At 45.6% G+C, this 17252-nt stretch carries 17 protein-coding genes; 10 read left to right on the top strand and 7 right to left on the bottom strand.

From position 1 onward, the window contains the following. Window positions 1-18 precede the first annotated feature (18 nt). Genes pstA through phoU form a run of 3 tightly spaced genes read left to right on the top strand, consistent with a single transcriptional unit; the run spans window position 19 to window position 3205 of the window. Window positions 19-1665 carry a phosphate ABC transporter permease PstA gene (gene pstA, locus ACQEXP_RS11350; RefSeq protein ID WP_269377650.1) on the top strand — a complete coding sequence of 549 codons (1647 nt, stop codon included), beginning with the start codon at window positions 19-21 and terminating at the stop codon, window positions 1663-1665. Between the two features lie 2 nt (window positions 1666-1667). Then, the gene (gene pstB, locus ACQEXP_RS11345) at window positions 1668-2486 is read left to right on the top strand and encodes a phosphate ABC transporter ATP-binding protein PstB (protein ID WP_269377649.1); all 819 of its coding nucleotides are present in this window, start codon (window positions 1668-1670) and stop codon (window positions 2484-2486) included. Window positions 2487-2506: 20 nt separating this feature from the next. Next, on the top strand, window positions 2507-3205 hold the full coding sequence (gene phoU, locus ACQEXP_RS11340; protein ID WP_426951006.1) for a phosphate signaling complex protein PhoU: 699 nt from the start codon (window positions 2507-2509) through the stop codon (window positions 3203-3205). Here the strand turns inward: phoU and ACQEXP_RS11335 are convergent. The 6 genes from ACQEXP_RS11335 to ACQEXP_RS11310 all read right to left on the bottom strand — a co-directional run bounded on the left by ACQEXP_RS11335 (window position 3202) and on the right by ACQEXP_RS11310 (window position 7948). Then, the gene (locus tag ACQEXP_RS11335; protein ID WP_426969927.1) at window positions 3202-3714 is read right to left on the bottom strand and encodes a hypothetical protein; all 513 of its coding nucleotides are present in this window, start codon (window positions 3712-3714) and stop codon (window positions 3202-3204) included. The genes phoU and ACQEXP_RS11335 overlap by 4 nt on opposite strands. A gap of 266 nt (window positions 3715-3980) precedes the next feature. After that, window positions 3981-4913, bottom strand: coding sequence for a LysR family transcriptional regulator (locus tag ACQEXP_RS11330; protein WP_426969925.1), 933 nt, complete (start codon window positions 4911-4913; stop codon window positions 3981-3983). A gap of 8 nt (window positions 4914-4921) precedes the next feature. Then, a complete protein-coding gene (gene ppk2 / locus ACQEXP_RS11325; protein ID WP_426969923.1) occupies window positions 4922-5704 on the bottom strand; it encodes a polyphosphate kinase 2 in 783 nt (260 codons plus the stop codon). Between the two features lie 60 nt (window positions 5705-5764). After that, a complete protein-coding gene (locus ACQEXP_RS11320) occupies window positions 5765-6511 on the bottom strand; it encodes a copper homeostasis protein CutC (protein WP_426969921.1) in 747 nt (248 codons plus the stop codon). 138 nt (window positions 6512-6649) lie between these two features. Then, window positions 6650-6952: a YebG family protein gene (locus ACQEXP_RS11315; RefSeq protein WP_331426669.1), complete on the bottom strand. Its 303-nt coding sequence runs from the start codon at window positions 6950-6952 to the stop codon at window positions 6650-6652. Between the two features lie 102 nt (window positions 6953-7054). Then, on the bottom strand, window positions 7055-7948 hold the full coding sequence (locus tag ACQEXP_RS11310) for a LysR family transcriptional regulator (RefSeq protein WP_269377634.1): 894 nt from the start codon (window positions 7946-7948) through the stop codon (window positions 7055-7057). A 105-nt stretch (window positions 7949-8053) separates the two neighbouring features. Between ACQEXP_RS11310 and ACQEXP_RS11305 the strand changes: the two genes are divergently transcribed. Then, complete coding sequence (locus ACQEXP_RS11305; RefSeq protein WP_426969919.1) at window positions 8054-9028, top strand: TDT family transporter; 975 nt, start codon at window positions 8054-8056, stop codon at window positions 9026-9028. Here the strand turns inward: ACQEXP_RS11305 and ACQEXP_RS11300 are convergent, their stop codons facing one another. Continuing rightward, window positions 9029-10897 (bottom strand): sigma-54-dependent Fis family transcriptional regulator, encoded by a 1869-nt coding sequence (locus ACQEXP_RS11300; RefSeq protein WP_426969917.1) that lies wholly within the window; start codon window positions 10895-10897, stop codon window positions 9029-9031. It abuts the gene before it with no gap. A gap of 344 nt (window positions 10898-11241) precedes the next feature. On the opposite strand from ACQEXP_RS11300, the gene ACQEXP_RS11295 reads away from it, so the two are divergent. From ACQEXP_RS11295 to ACQEXP_RS11270, 6 genes are all read left to right on the top strand, one after another. Further along, complete coding sequence (locus ACQEXP_RS11295) at window positions 11242-12330, top strand: ABC transporter ATP-binding protein (protein ID WP_426969915.1); 1089 nt, start codon at window positions 11242-11244, stop codon at window positions 12328-12330. A 5-nt stretch (window positions 12331-12335) separates the two neighbouring features. Beyond that, entirely contained in the window at window positions 12336-13436 is a 1101-nt protein-coding gene (locus tag ACQEXP_RS11290) for an ABC transporter ATP-binding protein (RefSeq protein ID WP_138970480.1), read from the top strand. Further along, complete coding sequence (locus ACQEXP_RS11285) at window positions 13436-14299, top strand: carbohydrate ABC transporter permease (RefSeq protein ID WP_269377628.1); 864 nt, start codon at window positions 13436-13438, stop codon at window positions 14297-14299. The genes ACQEXP_RS11290 and ACQEXP_RS11285 overlap by 1 nt, the downstream gene beginning before the upstream one ends. Window positions 14300-14315: 16 nt before the next feature. Then, entirely contained in the window at window positions 14316-15134 is an 819-nt protein-coding gene (locus tag ACQEXP_RS11280; RefSeq protein WP_138970507.1) for a carbohydrate ABC transporter permease, read from the top strand. Window positions 15135-15145: 11 nt separating this feature from the next. Next, on the top strand, window positions 15146-15418 hold the full coding sequence (locus ACQEXP_RS11275) for a DUF2160 domain-containing protein (protein WP_138970482.1): 273 nt from the start codon (window positions 15146-15148) through the stop codon (window positions 15416-15418). Window positions 15419-15533: 115 nt separating this feature from the next. Then, window positions 15534-17252, top strand: a complete 1719-nt coding sequence (locus ACQEXP_RS11270) for an extracellular solute-binding protein (protein ID WP_269377626.1) — start codon at window positions 15534-15536, stop codon at window positions 17250-17252.

Here is a 17252-nt window from a genome sequence, read left to right as displayed (position 1 = left end):
ATTTAGGAAGTGTTCAACGTGATTAAGTGGTTTAAATCAGGCTCTCCATGGATATGGTTAACAGGTGGTGCAGTTAGCGTCAGCCTGCTTTCTGTGTTAGGGCTATTGCTGCTGATTGGTTGGAAAGGACTTTCTTATTTCTGGCCTGCGCCTTTGTATCAGTGGCAGACTTCACAGGGGAATACTCTCGTTGGGCAAATCTATGCGACTGAATATGTGCCAGTTAGCCACTTAACCGAGATGAACGTTACATTGCCCCAGGAAGCGATCGATAAGGGGTTGGTGAAGCGCTTGAACATTAAGGTGGCTAACCGCGATCTCTACGATGCGGATTTTGTTTCGTTGCTTTCTATTGATCTTGAAGAACCAACAACACCCGCTAAGTGGGCTGTCATCGAGAGAGTTCGCGATGGTGATTTTTATGCCAATCCTATCGGCTATTTATACCCAGATGGAACAATATCAACGGATTTAACCAGTGAGATTCGCGACCGCTTGGATTTTGCCAATGAGTTACGCGAAGAGATTGAACGTCTAATTGAAGGCGATGTCCGAGTGATCAGTGCTCAAGCGGAGAGACTGAGACTTGAAAAGCGCAAACGCACTCTGAATGGAAAGCTAGATGATGAGTTTGAAGCGCTTTACGAAACTCAGAGTGGTCGTTATGTTGAAGCTCTAGCGGCAGCAGAAAATAAACTCGATTACTTGCGCGGTCAGTTGGCAAATCAGGGGATGATTGTCGAAGACATGACCGGACAACAAGTGATGATACCGCTGAATCAAGTCTTAGATATTTGGTATCCGAATCAGATGAGTACTTTGGAAAAGCTAGCTCGTTGGGCTAAGCAGGTATGGAAGTTCTTGTCAGAAGACCCTCGTGATTCAAACTCGGAAGGAGGGGTTTTTCCTGCAATGTTCGGAACCGTGTTATTGGTACTGATCATGTCTGTTATCGTTATGCCGCTTGGTGTCATTGCAGCGATATACCTTCATGAGTATGCTAAGAACAATGCCTTCACTCGCTTGATTCGAGTCGCGGTGATTAACCTCGCTGGGGTACCGTCCATTGTGTATGGTGTTTTTGGCCTTGGTTTCTTTGTTTATACCTTAGGTGGTTCAATAGACGCACTCTTTTACCAAGAGCGTTTGCCTGCACCGACATTTGGTACGCCTGGGCTACTATGGTCGGCACTGACGTTGGCCGTGTTAACGCTACCCGTTGTGATTGTTGCAACGGAAGAAGGTTTAACTCGAATTCCGAACTCAGTTCGTCATGGTTCATTGGCGTTAGGCGCAACGCAATTTGAAACTATGTGGCGAATAGTCTTGCCGATGGCGAGTCCCGCAATCATCACAGGTCTGATTCTGGCGGTGGCGCGGGCGGCAGGAGAAGTCGCTCCTTTGATGTTAGTCGGGGTCGTGAAACTAGCTTCGAGTTTGCCGGTTGATAATCAGTTCCCATTTTTGCATTTAGAACGTAAATTCATGCACTTAGGTTTTCACATTTATGACGTGGGCTTTCAGACCACAAATATTGAAAGTGCAAGACCGCTGGTTTATGCGACCTCTTTTTTATTAGTAACAGTGATTGTAGGGCTGAACCTCACTGCGATTAGTATTCGTAATAATTTGCGCGAAAAATATCGAACATTAGGACAAGATTAAACATGTTTTCTGTCAATCAAACACTCGGCTACCACGCGCCGTTAGATGTGAACAATTTGAGCGATGAGCAAACGGCGATTGCGATCGAGGATTTAAACTTGTTCTACAAGAGTTCGCAGGCATTGAGTGGAGTCTCGATGCGAATCCCTAAGGGGCAAGTCACTGCATTCATAGGTCCGTCAGGATGTGGGAAATCCACGCTTCTGCGCTGTATAAACCGAATGAATGACTTGGTTGAAGGCTGCCAAGTGCAGGGGCAAGTCAGACTTCATGGAAAAAACGTCTATGATCCAGATGTAGACGTTGCAACTTTGCGTCGCCGTGTAGGGATGGTTTTCCAAAGACCCAACCCATTTCCTAAATCAATATATGAGAATGTGGTTTACGGTCTGCGTCTGCAAGGTGTTAAAAATAGCCGCTCACTTGATGATGCGGTAGAAAGAGCTCTTAGAGCATCAGCGCTTTGGGATGAAGTGAAAGATCGTTTACACGAGAATGCATTTGGACTATCTGGTGGTCAGCAGCAGCGACTGGTGATTGCGAGAGCCATTGCGATTGAACCGGAAGTATTGCTACTTGATGAGCCGACATCGGCGCTCGATCCCATCTCTACGTTGACGATAGAAGAGTTGATTAACGAGCTGAAAACTCAATATACCGTTGTCATCGTCACACATAACATGCAACAAGCCGCGCGAGTGAGTGATCACACCGCATTTATTCATATGGGAAAATTGATTGAGTATTCTGATACGGATTCTATCTTCACTTCACCATTGAAAAAACAGACCGAAGACTACATTACTGGTCGATATGGTTAAGCAGTTTTAACGGAGATTCTATGAATTTTGGACGTCATATTTCAGGTCAGTTTAATGTCGAGTTAGAATCGATCCGAACTCATGTTTTAACTATGGGCGGCTTGGTTGAGCAACAGCTCTCTTTTGCTATGCAAGCTCTGTACAAAGATGATATTGAACTCGCAAGACAAGTGGTTCGAGATGATCACAAAGTTAATGCGATGGAAGTGTCGATTGATGAAGCTTGTACTCGCATAATTGCTAAGCGCCAGCCAACCGCGAAAGATTTGCGTCTTGTTATGGCGATCATCAAAACCATTACAGATCTCGAACGTATCGGTGACGTAGCGGCTAAAATTGCGCATGCGGCCATTAAATCGCCAACGACGAAAGAACGTCAGTTTCATGTCTCATTAGAACCTCTTTGCCGCCACGCAATTAGTATGTTGCACCAAGTGTTGGATGCTTTCGCCCGTATGGACGTTGATGCGGCAGCAGAAGTGTACAAGCTCGATGATAAACTTGACGCGGAATATGAAGCGGTCATTCGTCAGTTAATGACTTACATGATGGAAGACCCCAAAAATATTCCAAGCATTTTGCAAGTTATGTGGTCTGCGCGTGCAATAGAACGGGTTGGCGATCGATGCCAGAACATCTGTGAATACATTATTTACTTTGTGAAAGGCAAAGATGTTCGCCACTTGGGCGAACAAAGCATTGATGACGCATTGCGTTAAAAGTGTAAAACGACCCCAGTGGAAAAAGTGGCTGACCAGTGCGTCCCCAACAGTGTTTTGCTCTGATCAATATAGTGGACGTCACTGCCAACTCTAAAGCCGATATTGTCATTAACAAATACCACCCAAGCCGCTGAAACAGTGGCTCCAGTGGCCTCTGTATACTTAGATTCACTCGACCAGATGTAATCACGAGTCCCTTGATACTCAACAACCCCACCTTCTAGCTGAAGTGCCATCTTCATTGGTCGGTCAACTAACTGGTATTGACCGCCAATACGGTAGGTTTTAAAGCGATCTTTATCTAGCAGAATCTCTGCTGAAGTATGCGAATAGCTGAGATACAAAGCATCTAGCCCTGCGATATCAGTTAATCCTAACTGCAGTCCCGCGCCTGATATACCTGCTCCAAGATAAGGCCCCAGTTTGAGTTCTGGTGAAATATGTAAGCCAGTCGCACCAGCCGTCATCGGAGCCAAGAGAGCCAGAGTTAACAGTTGTTTTTTCATGATAGGTACCAAAGATTGAGCCGTAATTTGGAGCAATGGCTTCTAAAACTGAAGCGCAGTAATGCTTGTCCATCCTTGGTATCTTTGCTCTAGTGAGGAAATGTTAAGCACTAAGCCAGATAGGTACTAATTAGTATCTCTTATTAATCTGATAAGCATTGCTTCTTACTTGTGGCCAATAAAAATTTGAATGACGTTTTTCGAAGTGAGATGGAGTGATGAAGGAGAATAGAGCGTGATAGACAGATTATGCTCGGGGCTTTTCATTATACTGGTTTGGCGAGTTGCTGGTTAAGCACATGTTGAATTTGCTGGTGGAGCCACTCAATCAATGATGTTTGGCGGTATTTACAGTGGTAAAAACTGTATACATTGTGAAGATAGGGCTGGCCTTGCACTGTGACATCAAGTGCTTTAAGGGTTGGGTAGTTTTGTATCGGAAATAAGTTAGAGTGAGGCAAGAAAAAGTCACTATGTTGAATGACGTCTACCACCGCCATGACAAATTCTGATCGGAATCCGACTTCAGGAGCTACCCCTTCTTGTTTCATCAGCTCAGCGGCATAAACAAAATTATCGTTCCAACCTGGGGTGATAACTGAAGCGATAGGGTAGGGAGCCATGTCATGTGACGTGACTTGTTTTTTGGTTACTGGGTGGTCTTTTCGAACGATGATTTTTCCTGTTAGTTCAACCAGTTTTTGTTGATATATATTTTGTTGCGCTTCGCTTTCGAGATTGACTCCGAGCAGTATTTCACCCTTTATAATTTCTTCAAAAGTAGAGCGTTGCCAGCCGATCAATTCAATAGTGCAATTGGGAGCTTGCTCTCTCAAACGTAGAAATAGCGCACCAGAGAGGCAAGTTAATACAATAGGCGCTACGGCAATTTTAATGGAACCAGAGAGCGTTTTGGGATCAAACGTATCGACCTGATTAAGCGCCTTTGCCAGTCCATCAAGATGTGGAGTGATTGAGTTTGCCAACTGATGGGCAAATGGTGTCGGCTCCAGCCCTTTAGGGACTTTGACAAACAGCTCATCATCAAAATGGTTACGTAGTTTTTGCAGGGCTTGACTGATTGCAGGCTGGGAGACAAACAGGCGTTGTGAAGCTTTACGCATGTTGAGTTCTTGAGAAAGAACTAGAAATGTCCGTAACAGGTTTAAATCTAAGCTGTAAAACAGATCCTTTGCCATTTTCTGCCCTAGTATTTCTGTGGAACGAAGGTTTGCTCTTCAAGTGGAGCTCGAATATAGCCTTCTTTGTTGAGTTCTGGTAGCTCGATTTTTGGGTAGGAAATTTCCTGATACTCAATTTGTTCAAGTAAGTGGCTGATACAGTTAAGTCGCGCTCGCTTCTTATCATCTGAAGGGACTACCCACCAAGGACACTGCTTGGTATCAGTGTAAGCGAACATCTGATCCTTCGCTTCTGAATACTCTGCCCATCGATTGCGAGACTCAAGATCCATTGGACTAAATTTCCAGCGTTTGATAGGCGTATTTATACGTCCTAAAAAGCGTTTCTCTTGCTCTTCATCGGAAACGGAGAACCAGTATTTGAGTAGAATAATGCCCGAACGTTGCAGCATGCGTTCAAACTCAGGGCAAGATCTTAGAAACTCTTCATACTGCTCGGGAGTACAAAACCCCATCACCTTTTCAACCCCCGCTCGGTTGTACCAGCTTCGATCAAACAGAGTGATTTCGCCAGCCGCTGGCAGATGGGCAACGTAGCGTTGAAAATACCACTGAGTTTTTTCTTTTTCTGTAGGGGCCGGTAGGGCGACAACCCGACATACCCTAGGATTGAGTTTCTCAGTGATGCGTTTTATCACACCGCCTTTCCCTGCAGCATCACGACCTTCAAAGATAACCACGACCTTGAGTCCTTCCTGCTTAACCCACTCTTGCAGTTTGACTAACTCGATTTGCAATCGTTGAAGTTCGTTCTCGTAGTATTTTTTAGTTAGTTTACCGTCGCCCATAATGCACTCCTTTGTTATCAAAAGGTTAGCATTAGTTTTATCTGTATGAGAGTGATATGGCTAAGAACTGAGAGCTTTCACTACCTTTTCAATAGCTTCGCTACTTGTGACGGGAATAAGGTAATCATCGGTATCTTGATTGCCCATTTTGGTCTGATTGTTCTGGGTTTGCATTTTGCTAGGACGAGTCGTCTTTCCGGATAGGTGAACTTCTCTAACCCGGGTTTGCGTTACGATGGATTGCGCATTTTCTTCGTTTAGCCCAGCGCCAGCCATGACGGAAATACGTCCATCAGCCGTGGTTACCATCTGTTTTAAAACGTCGATTCCAAGCTCGGCATTGGCAGCCAAACCTGAGGTGAGAATGCGTTCGCAGCCTAGTGAAACAATGTCTTCTATTGCTTGTTGCCAATCAACACATTGGTCGATGGCACGATGGAAAGTGATTCCGAGTCCATAGATTTTCGCTTTGTCGGCTAATTGCTGAGCCGCGAGCATATCGATCTTGCCTTCTGGAGTTAGGACTCCAAGAACCACTCCTTGTAATCCTGCTTCTGCTGCGGCTTCGATGTCCAGCAACATAGAATCAATGTCATCTTGGTCGTAAACAAAATCCCCTTGTCGAGGGCGAATCATAGCGTAAACCGGAATCGAGGCTATTTGAGCTGCTTTATTCATCAGGCCGAAACTCGGTGTTAGACCACCCAAAGCGAGTGATGAGCAGAGTTCAATGCGGGTAGCACCGCCTTTGATGGCGTAGTGGAGGGATTCTAAATTATCAATGCAGACTTCGATATGGTATTTCATGGCTGTTGCTCATTTGGAAAGGTAAGGTCATTTTAGCAGTGCCATTGCAACATATTAGGGTAAACGTGGCGGTTTTTACTTCCCCTTAAAAAACAAAACCCCAGCTTGAGGCTGAGGTTTCAAATCGGAATCGCTTGATTACGCTGCGTCGTCTTGCGCTTCTTCGCTATCTTCAACCGCTTCAATCTTTTTTGATTGCTTTGGTGTTGGTTTACGCTTTGCGCCAAGTGCATAAAGCACTTCTTCTTTGTTTTGTGCTAGGAACATGGCCAAGTCTTCTTGCTTGCCGTCATCTTCTAGCAGTTCACTTTTACCCAATAGCTCAAAAAGCTCATCAGCCATATCGAGCATCTTGTCATATGCGTCAGCTTCCGCTTTAGAGGTAAAAGTCATTTTCTCTTCTCCGTTGCGTTCTACCACGTACTTGACGATTACAGCCATGGTTGGTCCTCTAACTCAAATTATTGAAAATATTTACTGTCTGTTTATACAGTTTTTAACCGATTAAGTCTAGGTTACTGACCAATTCTGAGATCCAAGTGGCTAGTCTTTGCGCCATTGATGACAATACTCAATGAAGGTTTTCAGCAGGGGACTTTGGTATTTTTCTTTGTGAACCAGTAGCCAGAAGCGGCGCTTCATATCGAGAGGTAACTGGAGTTCTACCACGCGGCCATCTTTTAATGCTGGCTCGGCAGCCAATTTGGAGAGGCAACCTAATCCCAATCCAGCAGAGACGCTATTGATCAAGGCTTCCGTGGTGTTGAGTTGGAATGACTCCTGCCAATGTTCAATTCTTGGGGCGATGGCACGTAGAAAAAACTCACGGGAACCGGATCCTGGCTCGCGTAGGATCCAGTGGCTATTCTCCAGCTCACCAACGGGAATGACTCCTTGCTGTGCAAAAGGCATATTTGGTGCACAAATGACGCACATTTCATCGTCGCTGAACTGAGTTGAAATTAACTGAGGATGCAGTGTTTTCCCTTCAATCAGTGCCAGATCGAGTTCATAGTCGACCAGTTTTTCGCAGATGAGTGCTGAGTTGGAGATAAATAGGCTTTGTGCAAGGTGATGGGTTTCACGGCGAAAGTCGCTGAGTAGATACGGGGCAAGTTGGTTGCCTATGGTGTCACTGGCGCCAATTCTTAATTGGCCTGACAATGCCTGATTATTATCGAACAGCTGTTCAATATCTTGCGCACGCTCAATGATTTCATCCGCCAAAGGCAGTAGTTTCTGCCCCTCTTGATTGAGGATAAGTCGATTGTTTACTCGGTCAAATAGTGAATGACCGATCTGTTTTTCAAGTTCAGAGAGCGCCATGCTTACGGCCGCTTTAGACAAAAACAGCGCTTCAGACGCTGCCGTCAGGGTGTCATGCTGAGTGATGGCGATGAAGACCTTTAGTTGTTTCAGAGAGATGTTAGCGGCCATAATTTTGTGTTTAGTTTATCTGAACGTATGTTCTAAATAATTAGATAGTTTCGAACATTTGGCAAGCGTAAACTGACCTCGAATTAAAGAGATTGTGAGGCAAGAATGATTAAAGCAGCAAAAGCAAAAGTGATGGGTGCGCCTACTCCTATGGCGGGCTTAGCTCTAGGGATTGCCAGTTTAGGTTGGTGTTGGGAAAATGCCGCCCCTTTTCACGGTTACGCGCAGTGGTCTGGAGCGTTAATTGCCAGCGTATTGTTGCTGGTTCTCGCGGTAAAATTCTTGTTTCATCGCCACCTATTACGTGAAGATCTTGCTCACCCAGTTGTGGGAAGTGTAGTACCTACTTTCGCGATGGCGACTATGGTGGTATCGAACTCTTTGGGGCATTTCATTCCACTTGCGGGCGACATGTTATGGCTATTTGCAGTAGGGCTACATATCGTGTTTCTTACCAGCTTTGCTTACCATCGCATGCAGGATTTCGAGCTTCACCATATGGTACCCAGCTGGTTCGTTCCACCTGTGGGAATCATCGTTGCTGATGTCTCTTTTTCGGGCAATCCAGCATTGACTCAAGTTGCGACGGGCGCGCTTATCTTTGGTATGTTGGCATATGCGATTATGCTACCTCTAATGATCTATCGTTTGATGTTCACCCATGAAATTCCTGATGCTGCAAAACCAACCATGGCGATTATGGCAGCACCTGCCAGTCTTTCGCTTGCGGGTTACTTGACGGTCACTGCTGAGCCATCGCCAGTTATCATTGGTCTTTTGTTCGGTATTGCAGTCTTGATGACAGCGATTATCTATCTGGCATTTATCAAACTACTTAGACTGCCATTTAGTCCGGGTTATGCCGCGTTCACCTTCCCAATGGTGATTGGTTCTACCGCTCTGTTTAAACTCAGTGTGTGGATGGAGAGCGTCGGTATCGCTAGTGAGTATGTTGCTCAAATTCACTGGCTTGCGGGTTTAGAGCTAGTGGTTGCAACCGTTGTTGTTGGCTATGTTGCACTAAGATACCTCGCTTTCTACAAACCAGTAAGTCATGCATTAGGTTTGGTCTCTCACTGATTAACGTACTCCTTGCTCTCTTAGCCGCTTATACAAAGTATTGCGGCTAATGTTCAAATCCTTAGCGGTCGCAGAGACATTGCGGCCGTTTTGTTCATAAACCGCCATCCAATCTTCGCTGATCATGGTTTCTTGGCTGCGACTAGAAGGCAGACCGATATGATGGTCCGGCGGAGACAACACTTCGGGCTGAGACGGTTGCAAATCTTGCAAGAAATCATCAGGAAGATGTTCTACGGTAATGGTTTCATCGCCAGCCATCGCTAGCGCTATCTGAATGACACTGACCATCTGACGAATATTTCCCGGCCAAGGGTGGGATTTGAACATCGACAACACTTCGAGACTGATATTAGGTGTCTCACCATCTAGGGCGTATTTAGCCAGTAAAAACTTCACTAGGGCTTCTTTGTCTGTTCGCTCTCTTAGTGAAGGCAATGAGAGGTTCAATCCTGTTACTCGGTAGTAGAGATCTTGTCGGAAAGTGCCTCTTTCAACATCTTGTTTGAGGTTGCGGTTGGTGGCAGAGACCAGTTTGAAGTCGACAGGATAAGAGGTCGTAGAACCAAGAGGTGTTACCTTACGTTCTTGAAGAACACGCAACAGGCGCGCCTGAACATTCATAGGCATATCGCCTAACTCATCTAAAAACAGTGTCCCTTTATCAGCTTTGCGGATTAGGCCTATATAGCCCTTATTGTTCGCCCCCGTAAAGGCGCCTTTTTCATAACCAAACAGTTCTGATTCGACTAACTCGGCAGGAATTGCGGCACAGTTGACTGCAATCATCGGAGCATGTTTACGTTCGCTGGATAAGTGAAGTGCATTGACGAATACTTCTTTGCCGACGCCCGTTTCGCCATGAATCAAGATAGGGATGTCAGTATCGAGAATCCGGCTCGATTGAGCGATGGCTTTCGCCAGCCTTGGGTCGCCCATGTTGAGTCGTTCTAAGTCAAGAGGTGCTTTGGCGTTTTCGAGATCGCTTTTGGCTGCCGATTTACGGTAATCGAGTTGACGCCCTTTAGGCACTTTAGGCGGTGTAATAATACCAAAAAAGCTAAAGCGAGAGTGGGTTGTGATTGCTGCTGGATTAAAAGGTGGATGGGATAGTAACTGTTCCAGCCTAATATCAAAGATCTGATCTAAACGCTGAAGTGCCAGATCTTGCCCTAAGACCACTTCGGCTCGACGGTTGGCAGAAATGATCACGCCTTGTTCATTGAATACCAAGAGGGAAGACCACTGGCTATCAATATTTTCCGCTGAAGTGTTAAACCACAAAAGATAGTGATCTGCTTGAAACTTGGATGCAATAAGTTGGTTTTCAATCGCCTGAGACATCAGCTTTACCATACCTAGAGTGTGGGCGGTTGGCATGTAGGCGTCACTGGATATCGAAAGTACTCCGGCCATTTTTCTGTCTGCATCAAAAAGTGGGGCAGCGGAGCCCGTCATAAAGCGGTTAGACGTTAAGAAGTGTTCATCGTGAAACACTTGAACAATGGAACCTGTCTCTAGGGCTGTACCAATTGCGTTGGTACCAATCAGGTTTTCCTGCCAGTTTACGCCATTCTGAAAGACTTGAGGCTGTCGTTGTGAGAAGAAACGTTGTTCACCCCAACTGTTCAACACCTGTCCATTGGTGTTCGCTAATGTGATCAGGCAGTTGCTGTTGGCGAGTAAGCTGTCATAGAAGGGCAGGACTTTTTGCTGGGTAGTGGTTAATAGCCCTGAATGTTCTTCAAGGGTATGGCTAAAGGCCTGACCGGTCTCCATTTCAATTATTGGATGACTATTGTGAACGAGCCCCGCCTCCCGGCACCTTTGCCAGGATCGCTCAATCATAGATAGATGTGTTTTGTCCATAGTCTTGACCACTAGCAGCGTTAAATTGGCCTGAATTAAGTAATTATTCTAATTGTTCGTATGTGAACGTTAATGATCACAAACGCTCATCTAACATATCACTTCTATGAACACATTGAACATCAATTGAACACATTTTATTAACAAATGTTACAAGGGTCTCATATACGAAATTACTAATAAACCAAGTGTCTTACTGACTTGTTCATCAAAATATCTTTATGTTTAAAGGGCTGTAAGACGATATGTGAATTTTTTGTTTCTTATTTGTGTAAGTTGGCACGACTCTCGCTCTAGTGAGCAATATCGAAAAAGATTGTTGTTCGAATGGTAAGGAGTTTTTAGTGTCATTAACACTTGAGCAGGTAAGCAAATATGTTGACGGAGATATGCATATCTCTGATGTCAACCTCACTTTTGAGCCGGGCTCGTTTAACGTGTTGCTCGGACGTACGTTAGCGGGTAAGACCTCTTTAATGAGGCTCATTGCAGGGCTGGATCGCCCGACTTCTGGAAAGATTTTAGTCAATGGTATTGATGTGACGGGCGTGTCGGTACGTGACCGTAACATCTCTATGGTTTACCAACAGTTTATTAATTATCCCAACCTGACTGTGTTTGAAAATGTGGCTTCGCCGCTAAGACTTGCAGGGATGGCAGATAAAGAGATTCAGGAACGCGTTTATGCGACAGCAGAAATGTTGCGCATAACTGAACACCTAAACAAGTACCCATTAGAGCTATCAGGTGGTCAGCAACAGCGTACGGCTATGGCAAGAGCTTTGGTAAAAGATGCAGAGATCATTCTGTTCGATGAGCCATTAGTGAATCTTGACTACAAATTGCGTGAAGAGTTACGTCAGGAGATGCGCGAGCTATTTCAGACTAGACATACGATTGCTATCTACGCGACGACCGAACCGAACGAGGCACTGGCACTAGGAGGAACGACGACCATTCTTCATGAAGGAAAAGTGATTCAGTCTGGTCCAACCGCTTCTGTTTACCATCACCCTGACAATGTGGATTCCGCGACCCTATTTAGTGAACCGCCGATCAATCTTATTTCTGGCGAAATTACCTCGAACGAAGTGACGTTCGATCAAAGTGCGCATTTCCCGTTAAATCAGTCACTAAGTAAATTGGATATGGGTCATTACCAGTTTGGGATTCGCCCAAGTCATCTGAGCTTACTGCCTAAAAATGATGATGATGTTGAACTCACCGTTCAGGTTGAAGTGGCGGAAATCAGTGGCTCTGAAACCTTCCTTCACGTGCGCAACGCTCATCTGGATATGGTGCTGCATTTACCGGGCGTCCATAGCTACGACGTTGATGAGACGATCAAAATCTACATTCCAATCCACAAATTTTATGTCTTCGGTATGGATAACAATCTCATCCATGCCCCGATTCGTGATGTTAGGGGATAGCGTTCATGGTTCAAATTACACTTAATTCACTGGCTCACACCTATGATAAGAAGCCCACGTCTTCTTCGACTTATGCCATCAAAGAGATGAACCATGTTTGGAAACAAGGAGGAGCATACGCGTTACTAGGGCCTTCTGGTTGTGGTAAATCCACTTTGCTCAACATCATTTCTGGCTTAATGAGTCCATCTCAAGGGGATGTGATGTTTGATGATGTGAGGGTGAATGAACTTCGTCCTCAAGATCGCAATATTGCTCAGGTTTTTCAGTTTCCGGTGATTTACGACACCATGACGGTGTACGACAACCTTGCATTCCCACTGCGCAATATGAAGGTTCATAAAGCCAAAATACATTCCAAGGTGACTGAAATCGCAGAGATTTTGGAGCTGACTAATGTGTTGTCTAAAAAAGCCCAGCATCTCACGGCGGATGAAAAGCAGAAAGTATCTATGGGGCGTGGCTTAGTTCGAGATGATGTTTCGGCGATTCTGTTTGATGAACCTTTAACGGTTATCGATCCACAACTGAAATGGAAGCTGCGCCGCAAGCTCAAACAGATTCATCAGCAGTTCAATATCACTATGGTCTACGTGACTCATGACCAACTTGAGGCTTCCACTTTCGCTGATGAAATTGCCGTGATGTACAACGGTCAGATTGTTCAGTTTGGAACGCCACGTGAGTTGTTTGAACGACCAAATCACACCTTCGTTGGTTACTTCATTGGTAGCCCGGGGATGAACTTAATGGAAGTCACTCCAACGGAAAATGGCGTTCGGTTTGATGATGTAGAAGTGCCACTATCTGAATCTTACCGTCACGCCATCTCTCAGGCAGGGAGCGATAACATCAAAATCGGCATTCGACCTGAATTTGTCCACGTATGGGAGAAAGGGAATGAGTCGGCGTTGAGCTGCGAAGTGCTCCATGTCGAAGACCTTGGTACCTACAAAATCGTCACCTTGCAATTGGGTTCTAAGCAGATCAAAGCACGCTTACAAGAAGATCAGCCGGTGCCTGATAAACACGCATATATCAGCTTCCCAGAGCAATGGACCATGCTGTATGTCGATGAATTTTTAGTCAATGTAGGGGAAGAGTAATGGATAAGGTTTCAAACAATAAAGCATGGTTTCTTGTCCTGCCAGTGTTTGCGCTGGTGGCCTTTAGTGCCATTGTTCCTCTTATGACCGTAGTGAACTACTCGCTACAAGATATCTTTGACGCCAATACGGCTTATTTCGTCGGCACGGAGTGGTATCGTGAGATTCTCAATGATGAAAGGTTGCATGGTGCTCTTGTGCGCCAGTTTGGATTCACTTTTACCATTCTACTCATCGAAGTACCGCTAGGTATCATCGTTGCTTTGACCATGCCAACCAAAGGTCGCTGGTCTGCTTTTTGCCTCATTGTACTGGCCATTCCTCTGCTGATTCCGCTAAACGTGGTAGGGACCATTTGGCAGATCTTTGGTCGTGCAGATATCGGTCTGTTTGGTTGGGCTCTCAATGGTATGGGGGTTGATTACAACTATGCAGGCAATCCAATTGATGCGTGGTTGACCGTGATTCTGATGGATGTCTGGCACTGGACTTCATTGATAGCACTCCTGTGTTATTCGGGGCTGCGCGCGATTCCTGATGCGTACTATCAAGCTGCGAATATAGACCGTGCATCAACATGGTCAATCATCCGTTACATTCAGCTACCTAAGCTAAAAAGCGTTCTTCTGATCGGCATTCTGATCCGATTTATGGACAGCTTCATGATTTACACCGAACCGTTTGTCTTAACCGGCGGTGGTCCGGGTAACTCAACCACATTCCTCAGTCAGACACTCACCAAAATGGCGATTGGTCAGTTTGATATTGGTCCGGCTGCGGCATTCTCGATCATCTACTTCCTGATCATCCTATTGGTGAGCTGGGTGTTCTACACCGCAATGACGCACGGTGAAAGTAAGTAAGGAAACAACAATGGCGATGACAAAATCAACATACACCCGATACACACAGATCGTCGGGCTAGCGTTCTACATCATCTGTTTGATGCTGCCAATTTACTGGCTGCTCAACATGTCGTTTAAAGAAAACCAAGAGATATTAGGAAGCCTGAGCTTCTTTCCTGAGAACTGGACGTTTAAGAACTATCAGACCATTTTCTCCGACTCAAGTTGGTATATGGGGTACGTCAACTCGATCATCTATGTAGTGATGAATATGGTCATTACCTTAACGGTTGCGTTGCCTGCTGCTTATGCGTTTTCTCGTTTTAAGTTCGTCGGTGATAAGCACCTGTTCTTCTGGTTGTTAACCAACCGTATGGCACCACCAGCTGTGTTCTTGCTGCCATTCTTCCAGCTTTACTCTTCGGTTGGTTTGTTTGACACCCATATTGCGGTCGCATTGGCGCACTGTCTGTTCAATGTGCCACTCGCGGTATGGATTCTGGAAGGTTTTATGTCGAGTGTTCCCCGTGAAATCGATGAGACCGCTTACATTGATGGTTACAGCTTTCCTAAGTTCTTCATCAAAATCTTTTTGCCGATGATCCGTTCGGGGATTGGGGTCTCGGCTTTTTTCTGCTTCATGTTCAGTTGGGTCGAGCTGTTGCTTGCTCGTACGCTGACATCCGTAGAGGCTAAGCCAATTTCAGCCGTTATGACTCGAACCGTGAGCGCGTCGGGTATTGACTGGGGTGTGTTGGCTGCGGCTGGGGTACTAACCATCTTACCGGGTATTTTGGTTATCTGGTTCGTTAGAAACCATGTCGCGAAAGGCTTCGCGTTAGGTCGAGTATAAGGAGAAACATTATGGCTTGGATGGCATGGACTACACCTTCAGCACTGTTCTTCCTAGGAATAGCTCTGATCTTGCTCACGATGACGGTTCGAGAAATTCGTACACCATGTATTGAGCGCAAAGGATTCCTTCCGATTACAACCACTCGTGGTGATCGGCTGTTTATCGGTTTATTAAGTTCCGCTTTTATCCACTTGGGATTTATTGGGTTTACTGAACTGACAATTTGGGTGCCATTTACGATCTGCGTAGTTTGGCTGGGTACGGTTTTGAAATGGGGATAACAACAACTGACTGACATGTGCTCCTGACCAAGCTGACAGTAAGCCATAGTCTCAGGGTCATGAGCGTAATCAATAACGTAAGAGACAGAATACTCATAACTGGAGTTACACAAGAATGAAAAAGGATATCAAAAAGTCTTACCTTGCACGTAGTTTGGCGCTGACATTTGCGCTTGCTGCAATCTCTCCTGCTGCCCTGGCTGATATAGCAGCAGCGAAAAAATGGATGAGTGAAGAGTTTACTCCTTCGACACTGTCGAAAGAGGAACAAACGCAAGAGATGCAGTGGTTCATTGATGCTGCTAAGCCTTTCCAAGGTATGGAAATTAATGTTGCTTCTGAAACCATCACAACGCACGAGTACGAAGCGAAAGTTTTGGCGAAAGCGTTTTATGAAATTACCGGAATTAAGGTTAATCATGACCTAATTCAAGAAGGTGATGTCGTTGAGAAACTACAAACCCAGATGCAGACTGGCCGTAACATCTATGATGGCTACATTAACGATTCCGACTTAATTGGTACTCACGTTCGTTACGGAAAAGTTGTACCTATTTCAGACTTCATTGCAGGTGAAGGAAAAAGCGTTACTAACCCATATTTGGATTTACCTGATTTTATTGGTTTGGATTTCACAACGGGGCCAGACGGTAAATTGTATCAACTTCCTGATCAGCAGTTTGCGAACTTATACTGGTTCCGTGCGGACTGGTTTGAGCGCGAAGATCTAAAAGCCAAGTTTAAAAAAGAGTACGGCTATGAACTCGGTGTTCCATTGAACTGGTCTGCGTATGAAGATATTGCAGAGTTTTTCACCGATAAAGTGAAGACTATCGATGGCGAGCCAGTGTACGGGCACATGGATTACGGTAAGAAAGATCCTTCTCTAGGTTGGCGTTTCACTGACTCATGGTTCTCAATGGCCGGTGCTGGCGATAAGGGTATTCCAAACGGTCTACCTGTTGACGAGTGGGGCATTCGTATTGAAGGCTGTAAACCCGTCGGTTCAGATGTCGCTCGTGGCGGTGCAACCAATGGTCCAGCCGCAGTGTATGCGACAACCAAATACGTAGACTGGCTCAAGCAGTACGCGCCACCAGAAGCACAGGGCATGACGTTTGGTGAAGCGGGTCCAGTTCCGGCTCAAGGTTCTATTGCTCAGCAAATCTTCTGGTACACCGCTTTTACCGCTGACATGACCAAACCTGGACTACCGGTAGTGAATGAAGATGGTACGCCAAAATGGCGTATGGCACCTTCTCCACGTGGTCCTTACTGGGAAGAAGGCATGAAACTGGGTTATCAGGATGCAGGTTCTTGGACATTCCTAAACAGCACACCACTTGACCGCCGTCAGGCAGCGTGGTTGTACGCTCAGTTTGTCGTATCGAAATCAGTGAGTTTGAAGAAAACGCTGGTTGGTTTGACTCCAATTCGTGAATCAGACATCAACTCTGATGCTATGACAGAAGCTGCGCCGAAACTCGGCGGTTTGGTTGAGTTTTACCGCAGTGATGCACGTAAGCAGTGGACGCCAACGGGAACCAACGTTCCTGACTATCCGAAGCTAGCACAGCTATGGTGGCAGTACGTTTCTGAAGCGGCAAGTGGCGAGAAAACGCCTCAGGAAGCATTGGATGGTTTAGCGCAAGCACAAGACCGTGTACTACAGCGTCTAGAGCGTAGTGGTGCACAAGGTGAGTGTGGTCCGAAACTGAATGAGAAGAAAGATCCACAGTACTGGTTGTCTCAACCTGGTGCGCCTAAAGCCAAGCTGGCGAATGAAAAACCACAAGGCAAAACGATCGCTTACAAAGATCTCATCGCTCAATAA

It is taken from the genome of Vibrio sp. TRT 1302 (genome assembly GCF_050113875.1).
Lineage (GTDB): Bacteria > Pseudomonadota > Gammaproteobacteria > Enterobacterales > Vibrionaceae > Vibrio.
Note: the sequence above shows the minus strand (reverse complement) of the source record. Positions and strands in the feature narration are given on the sequence as shown.

What these genes read in the sequence shown, in the direction of transcription:
- ACQEXP_RS11310 (WP_269377634.1), bottom strand. Translation starts at nt 7,948, where the DNA reads ATGGCCGCTAACATCTCTCTGAAACAACTAAAGGTCTTCATCGCCATC.
- ACQEXP_RS11315 (WP_331426669.1), bottom strand. Translation starts at nt 6,952, where the DNA reads ATGGCTGTAATCGTCAAGTACGTGGTAGAACGCAACGGAGAAGAGAAA.
- ACQEXP_RS11320 (WP_426969921.1), bottom strand. Translation starts at nt 6,511, where the DNA reads ATGAAATACCATATCGAAGTCTGCATTGATAATTTAGAATCCCTCCAC.
- ACQEXP_RS11305 (WP_426969919.1), top strand. Translation starts at nt 8,054, where the DNA reads ATGATTAAAGCAGCAAAAGCAAAAGTGATGGGTGCGCCTACTCCTATG.
- ppk2 (WP_426969923.1), bottom strand. Translation starts at nt 5,704, where the DNA reads ATGGGCGACGGTAAACTAACTAAAAAATACTACGAGAACGAACTTCAA.
- ACQEXP_RS11290 (WP_138970480.1), top strand. Translation starts at nt 12,336, where the DNA reads ATGGTTCAAATTACACTTAATTCACTGGCTCACACCTATGATAAGAAG.
- ACQEXP_RS11285 (WP_269377628.1), top strand. Translation starts at nt 13,436, where the DNA reads ATGGATAAGGTTTCAAACAATAAAGCATGGTTTCTTGTCCTGCCAGTG.
- phoU (WP_426951006.1), top strand. Translation starts at nt 2,507, where the DNA reads ATGAATTTTGGACGTCATATTTCAGGTCAGTTTAATGTCGAGTTAGAA.
- ACQEXP_RS11335 (WP_426969927.1), bottom strand. Translation starts at nt 3,714, where the DNA reads ATGAAAAAACAACTGTTAACTCTGGCTCTCTTGGCTCCGATGACGGCT.
- ACQEXP_RS11275 (WP_138970482.1), top strand. Translation starts at nt 15,146, where the DNA reads ATGGCTTGGATGGCATGGACTACACCTTCAGCACTGTTCTTCCTAGGA.
- pstB (WP_269377649.1), top strand. Translation starts at nt 1,668, where the DNA reads ATGTTTTCTGTCAATCAAACACTCGGCTACCACGCGCCGTTAGATGTG.
- ACQEXP_RS11330 (WP_426969925.1), bottom strand. Translation starts at nt 4,913, where the DNA reads ATGGCAAAGGATCTGTTTTACAGCTTAGATTTAAACCTGTTACGGACA.
- ACQEXP_RS11280 (WP_138970507.1), top strand. Translation starts at nt 14,316, where the DNA reads ATGACAAAATCAACATACACCCGATACACACAGATCGTCGGGCTAGCG.
- ACQEXP_RS11300 (WP_426969917.1), bottom strand. Translation starts at nt 10,897, where the DNA reads ATGGACAAAACACATCTATCTATGATTGAGCGATCCTGGCAAAGGTGC.
- ACQEXP_RS11270 (WP_269377626.1), top strand. Translation starts at nt 15,534, where the DNA reads ATGAAAAAGGATATCAAAAAGTCTTACCTTGCACGTAGTTTGGCGCTG.